The organism is uncultured Campylobacter sp. (assembly GCF_938045465.1).
Classification (GTDB): domain Bacteria; phylum Campylobacterota; class Campylobacteria; order Campylobacterales; family Campylobacteraceae; genus Campylobacter_B.
Genome location: NZ_CALIBF010000152.1, coordinates 1 through 4,440, shown reverse-complemented (window position 1 = coordinate 4,440; position 4,440 = coordinate 1). Strand labels below are relative to the sequence as shown.

The following is a 4,440-nucleotide window of genomic DNA, read 5'->3' as shown; positions in this document are numbered from 1 at the left end:
ACTACGCCGGCCTCACAAGCTTTTTTATAAGCGGAGGCGGAGTCTTCATATCTATTGGAGTCGAAAAGCGCTATGCCGAGCGAACCACAGCTTTCGTAATCTCCGCCGTCGCACCTCTTGGATAAAATTTCGACTAGCCTCGTGCATGCGCTGTATTTTCCATTGCCGCTATCGCAAGAGATCGCTAAATCTTTTTCCTCTTTGGTTTTTAATAAATAATCCAAGCCTTCCGCTGCCGCAGCGGGGATCGCTGCAAATGCCGTTATAAATGCGAGTACTGAAATTTTAAGATAGAATTTTTTCATCGCCGCCCCTGTTTTTAAGCGGTGATTATATATTAAAGTATTTTAGCGGACTCTTAAAATTTTGCAGAGTTAAAATTTCGATCACTCACTAAATTTAGCGGCGCTATTTTTGTAAGCCGCGCCGCTTTAGAATTTTAAAACATCGCTATTAAATTTAAGCGCTACGGTGAAATTTTAAAATTTCACCGCAAGCTTTGGGCGGCTTTAAATTTAACATACCGAGTTCTGTTAGCATCCAGAGTTTGGCTGCACCCGCGTTTCGCTGCCCGTGTGGATCAGCAGAGCCTTGCCGCGTCTAAATCTACACGGCGGGTCGGCTTGCACGGATGAGTACTCCTTGCCGTTTAGTTTGTAGATGATGTTGGAGCCCTGCACCGTCTTTTGGGAGTTTTGGATCGCATCTCCGGCGACCGCGCCCACTGCTGCGCCGCCTATGAGCCCCACGGTTTCGGCTAGACGCCTACTGCTGCTATGTTTGCCGAGCTTATGCCCGATGACCGCACCCGTAGTTCCGCCTGCGACGCCGCCTAAAATTTTACCCGTATTGCCCTCGGAGCGCTCTACGTTGATTTTAGCGGGCAGGACATCGACGATCTCGATCCGATCGCTTTGCCTCATGCGGTTCGTTTCGCTCGCGTCATAAACATCTCCACCATATCGATCCTGTGGGGTCGCGCAGCCACAAAGTGCGATCGCGGCGATCAAACATAATGTAAAATTTCGCATATCCTCTCCTTGTAATGAGCTTGGCGACATTATACTGCGGGTTTTTATACGATCGGTTAAGCGGCGGCGTTAAAATTTACCGGCTCGCTGCCGCTTAAAATTAGCTGGATACGAGGCATTGTGCCGTATCTGGGCGCCTTATAAAATTTTTATTTCACTCAAAATTTATCTTATTTTGTTAGAATCATTCTTATTTTTAAGGAGAAAAAATGAAAAAACTATTAGTTTACGCCACTAAAGGCGGCGATACGAAGGTCGTGAGCGAATACATCGCTTCAAAGCTCGGCTTTGAGATCAAGGAGGCCAAAGAGCTAAATGAGGAGGATTTGGCGGGCGCTAGCGCGTTTATTTTTGCGGCTTCGACGCACGGCGACGGACAGATCCAGGCTAAATTTGACGACAAATTGGAGCTTTTGAACAAAACTGATTTTGACGGACGCAAGGTCGCGCTCATAGGCGTTGGCAACGTCGAGCGCCACGGCAGCGATTTTTGCAGCGGCATGAGTGCGTTTTTGCCGGTGCTTAAAAAGGCCGATCTCATCGGCGCTTGGGGCGCGGAGGGCTATAAATTTAAACATTCACGCGCCTTCATAAACGGCAAATTCGTGGGTCTTACGATCGATTTTAAGGGCGACGAGCACTGGCAGGCAAGAGCCGATAAATGGATCACCGCAGTTGGAAGCGAGTTTTAAATATTTCAGCTTTTGCACGACCGAGCGAGCTTTGGGCTCATCGAGCCTAAAGCTCGTTAAATTTCCCCATTAAATTCCACGCTCCGTCTCCGAGCGGAGCCCTCTTAAATTTTACTCGCCGCGGCGTTATAATTTCCGCACGTCTAAGCGCCGCCTGCTCATGCCGCGTAAAATTTATCGCTAGCGGGAGTCGTAAATTCCAACTCGCCGCGCAGATAGCTATGGGTGCCGCGATAAAATTTAATTCGCGGCAACTTACGCGCTATTCGTGCAATAAACGATAAATTCCGCCTGCGATGCTTGATGTCGCTAGCGCGACAAAATTTCGCTTTCGTGACAAAATTTCGCCCGCAGTGCTAGTATGCTGCCCGCGCGTTAAAATTCCACGCTCCGCTTGAAAGCGGAGCCTCCGCATTAAAATTTTAAAATTTTTAGTTCAAAAAGTCGCTGCGTTTTACAAGTCGTGCCGCTTAAAATCGCGCGGATAGGCTAAATTTTATCCTCCCAAGCTCAAAATCTAGCCCGCTCGTGACGGTCAATTCATGCGGCAAATTTCATGCGATCGATTTATAAAATCATCGCCCGAACTTCAAATATCAGCGCCGCATTAGAAAAGTTATTTTATAATAACCGCATATCAAAATTTAAGGCGATCTATGAAAAGGCTTCTATTTTTCGTCGTTTTTGCGCTGGTCGCTCTCGCCGCGGCGATCTACTTCAATCTCGATAGGCGCGAAGAGGTCGCGCACAAGGCCTACGGCATCATCGATATCAGACAGAGTTCGCTTAGCTTCGAGCGCAGCGGCCGCATTAGCGCGCTTTATCGCGACGAGGGCGATTTCGTGCAGGCTGGCGACGTCTTGGCGGCTCTGGATACGGCGGATCTGAGTTTTCAAAGGCGTATTCAGATCGCGAGATGCGACGGGCTTAAATTTAGCTTGCAAAAGCTGCAAAGCGGCTTTCGTAGCGAGGAGATCGAGATGGCGGCGGCGAACGTAAGCGCGCTGCAAAACGCCCTACAGCTCGCTACTTTGACTAACGAGCGCCTAAAAAGCCTAGGCAAAACCAACTCCGCGTCCAAGCAGCAGATCGACGAGGCGTTTTACTCGATGAAGCGCACGCAAGCCCAGCTGCAAAGCGCGCAGGCTAATCTGCGCCAGCTTCAAAGCGGCTACCGCGGCGAGGATGTCGGCGCCGCCCGCGCAAATTTGACAAGCTGCGAGGAAAATCTGAAATATCTGAATTACCAAATCGAGACGCAAAGCGTGCTAAAAGCGCCATTTAGCGGGCAGATCAGAGCGCGCCTTAAGGAGCTCGGCGACATCAGCATGCCAAGCGTGGGCGTTTTTGAGCTTAGCGAAGTAAAAAATAAGCGCGCGAAATTTTATCTGAGCGAAAATCAGCTCCGCTTCCTGCGTGCCGGGCAGAGCGTGCGGATCATCGCGGCGGACGGCTCTAGCGCGAGCGCAAAGGTCGCCTACGTGAGCCAAACCGCGATGTACACGCCCCGCACGGTGCAGACCGAGGAGCTACGCGCCGATCTCGTGTGGGAGGCGCGCGCCGATTTCAGCGACGATGACGGCAACTTTCGCTTAGGCCAGCCGATCAGCGTGGAATTTTGACGGGCGAGCACTGCGCGCGAAATTTTAATACATGGGTGAAATTTTAGCGCGCGGGCGGCACTTTGGAGACTGCGGGCGAAATTTGGATAGCAGAGCCCATTGCCCGGTAAAATTTTACGCAACGCCGCGCTAGCCGCTCATACGGCGTGAGTTTGATAAAATTTTAAAAGCGCGCTTCGAGGCGGAATTTAAACGGCGCTTGTTTGATAGGGCAGGGCGATTAAATTTTGCCGTGCTAAAATACATCGTCTCGGCGGCGAGTAAAATTTTGGCGAAATTTTGGCGCAAAGCAGTGCGAGTTAAATTTAAAATTTGCGGCTCGGAAACGAGTACAAGCAGGGTGGCATAGCGGGTAACGGGCTTTGTTTCTAGCAGACCGTTTTGCGATAAACGAGCAGCGGAACCGAGCGCGGACGGCAGTAAAATTTCACTACGAAACAAGCGGCGCGATTAAATACAAGTTGCGAGCGGAGGTGAAATTTTACACCAAAGGACGCGGTAGTTGAAGTCGGTACTATGCCAAGGAAAGCCGAGACTAGGTAAAATTTTGCCAAAAGACATGACGGCGGTGAAATTTTACCCCGAAAGGCAGGTGGAAGTGAAATTTTGCCCAAAAGGTGCGGCAGCGGTAAAATTTCGCCGAAAGAGGCGCGGCGTAGATAGAAGAGAGCTCGGCGCTTATAGGTCGCCAGGTCTCTGAAACTCGCTTTTGTTTGCGTTTTGAAGCTAATTTATCGCGGATACTCGCGGGCCGCTTCATGTTTTGGAGACCGCCCCGCTCATGCGCGTTGTGTGCGCATCGTTAGCGGCGCGGCTAGCCGATGCGATATGCACGCGCTCAAGACGGATCGGGCGTCGCGCGAAATATTCGGCGCGAGCCGTAAGCAACGCCGATCGTGCGGGCACGCAAAATTCGAGCGGGCGATTGCAGGGCGCCCAGACGCGATAGGGCTTAGTTTCGCGCGCTTGCGGTAAGTTGCGTCGAATTTATGCGAGGTTTGGGCGAAATTGTTCAACGTGCGTCGCGAAATTTAAAGCGCGCGGCGGTTGTAAAACCGAGATGCCGCGGCGGTCACCAAACTAAGACGCCGTAGC

Annotated in this window: 5 protein-coding genes and 1 pseudogene; 3 read left to right on the top strand and 3 right to left on the bottom strand. The window is 50.9% G+C overall.

Annotated features, from left to right (window positions below; translation table 11 throughout):
- A pseudogene (locus tag Q0413_RS07335) lies at positions 1-305 on the bottom strand (hypothetical protein); the annotation flags it as partial.
- Between the two features lie 228 nt (positions 306-533).
- Positions 534-1,031, bottom strand: a complete 498-nt coding sequence (locus tag Q0413_RS07330; protein WP_298988338.1) for a hypothetical protein — start codon at positions 1,029-1,031, stop codon at positions 534-536.
- A 209-nt stretch (positions 1,032-1,240) separates the two neighbouring features.
- Between Q0413_RS07330 and Q0413_RS07325 the strand changes: the two genes are divergently transcribed.
- Positions 1,241-1,723, top strand: a complete 483-nt coding sequence (locus Q0413_RS07325) for a flavodoxin domain-containing protein (protein ID WP_298988337.1) — start codon at positions 1,241-1,243, stop codon at positions 1,721-1,723.
- A 656-nt stretch (positions 1,724-2,379) separates the two neighbouring features.
- A complete protein-coding gene (locus tag Q0413_RS07320; protein WP_298988336.1) occupies positions 2,380-3,345 on the top strand; it encodes an HlyD family efflux transporter periplasmic adaptor subunit in 966 nt (321 codons plus the stop codon).
- Between the two features lie 129 nt (positions 3,346-3,474).
- Here the strand turns inward: Q0413_RS07320 and Q0413_RS07315 are convergent, their stop codons facing one another.
- Entirely contained in the window at positions 3,475-3,786 is a 312-nt protein-coding gene (locus Q0413_RS07315) for a hypothetical protein (protein ID WP_298988335.1), read from the bottom strand.
- 61 nt (positions 3,787-3,847) lie between these two features.
- On the opposite strand from Q0413_RS07315, the gene Q0413_RS07310 reads away from it, so the two are divergent.
- On the top strand, positions 3,848-4,045 hold the full coding sequence (locus tag Q0413_RS07310) for a hypothetical protein (RefSeq protein WP_298988334.1): 198 nt from the start codon (positions 3,848-3,850) through the stop codon (positions 4,043-4,045).
- Positions 4,046-4,440: the final 395 nt, after the last annotated feature.